This window comes from Mesorhizobium sp. M7D.F.Ca.US.004.01.2.1 (genome assembly GCF_003997785.1).
In the GTDB taxonomy this organism is placed as follows: Bacteria; Pseudomonadota; Alphaproteobacteria; order Rhizobiales; family Rhizobiaceae; genus Mesorhizobium; species Mesorhizobium loti.
On the sequence record NZ_RZRQ01000610.1, the window covers coordinates 1 to 1,814 of the forward strand.

General features: G+C 56.9%; 1 protein-coding gene. It reads left to right on the forward strand.

The features are described 5' to 3' along the window. Positions 1–498 precede the first annotated feature (498 nt). On the forward strand, positions 499–1,221 hold the full coding sequence (locus tag EN993_RS35400; protein ID WP_127266202.1) for a hypothetical protein: 723 nt from the start codon (positions 499–501) through the stop codon (positions 1,219–1,221). Positions 1,222–1,814 lie beyond the last annotated feature (593 nt).

A 1,814-nucleotide genomic window follows, 5' to 3' on the forward strand; every position in this document is an offset into this window, starting at 1 on the left:
GAAAGGACAAAATCAGTTGCCTAAACTCATCGCAGGTGCCACGTTCCAGGACGGAATCGAGGTCATTGAACTGAAGCCACAGAGCGCCGCTTGATCAGCCTCGTCACCCAAATTCCAGCATAGCTCGCACCAATGCTTCGCACGGGTCACCACGTTTTAGAGCAACCGGCGCTCTGATCTGGATCGCCCCGCCACCGCAGATGGCCAGATCACCACTACGCCGTCGGCGAAGCAGGTGAGGCGAGGCTTCGACGAGGCGTCTTCGTTCTCGCACTCGTCTAAGGAACGCGACGAGGATGGTTAGCGCAGAAAGCTGAGGACGTCACGCGAAACGAACGCTCTATTGGCGCCCTCCCAGTCCGGGGGAACCTCGCGCAGGATTGGAGCGACGGGGGTGATTGAGTGCTCCTTCTTGGAGGGAGAGCCTCATGGGAATGGGAAGGGAATTCATATTTGTCAAAGTATGGAAAGATATCACACAGAGAGAATTGAGCCTCAATGGATTATGCAAAACTACTGACGAATGGCGTCGGGGCGTGGTTGAACTTCGAGGCAGCATGCGGGCGCACAAGCCTGTTCAGCGAAAAGTACATGGCGCACCCCATCGGCCAAATCCTAAACGGTGCAAGTGGCGGCAGAACTGTTGCAGAATATAAACATCCTGTCCTCGCGCCGCAGATGAGCGCCAGGGGTCGACGTCCTGAGCTAGATTTCGTGGTTCTGGATACTGAGGGGAAGGTGGCCCTCGCAGTTGAGTCAAAATGGATTGGTCGAACGACCCCTTCCGTTGAAAAGATTTTCTGGGATCTGATCCGCCTTGAGATGCTTGCGAACCGTGGCATCCGGTGCCTCTTCCTTTTAGGCGGCAAGCGAAAGAGCCTCGAACAGCTGTTTGAGCATACCGCATTCGATGCTAAGGACAATCGCGGAATGTGGTGTCCGCTTTTGCGGTGGGACAACAACGTCCAACACAACACGACGCTTGGCCCAACCGTTGAAGCAAGGCGGCTGATGCTTCGCAAGCTGTTTAGGGACTTCCAGACGTTTCAGTTTCCTCACGCGGTGGTCAGCAGGCGCACCGCACCGTTTCCCGCAGATCCGAATTCTTCGACGTTTCAGGTCTACGCTTGGGAAATTAAGTCGCCCGCCAACCGGATGCCATTTCAGCCACGAAATTCCGCGCAGTACCATCAGAACGCAAAGCCAGAGGACGACGAGTAATCCCGCGACGGCGCGCCTCTTGCGCAATCTGGTTCATTCGATACTTATTATACGGTCGGAGGAAGGTAGTGGGTGCTACCAGTTTGACGTCAGGTCACGCTGGGCCGTGAGGCCTCCGGTTCGAGTCCGGACTCCTCCACCCTCTAACACGGTTGCATGACAACCGATGGAAGGAAGACGTGAGATCACATCCCTCCGCGCCGCCGCACGCGTTAGTTTCAAGCGCGACGACATGGCCGAACTTTGGCTGAGGCAACCTCCGCGAGACCTGGGTAGTGCCCCACCTCTATCAGACCTCGTGTTTCGGCAGGAGCTTGGATCTCCATCGGCTCCCCGGCTCCCGGGCGGCCCCCGGTTCGCCAAGGGGTCGGAACAAGAACCGTTCCCGCAGACACGCTAAGGTCGAACGAAGCGCGAACACGCGCATAGATCTGTAGATGAAGCCACTGGGCTGGTTGAAAGCCTCCGGCCGATGGCGAACCAATTCCCTTGGAATTTAGTGTGCCGAGGGAGAAGGCGAGTGGGTAGAAGACGGCTTGTCAGTTCAAAGGAAGCGGCGATACTTCTGGGCATAGCGACGGACGAGGATAGTC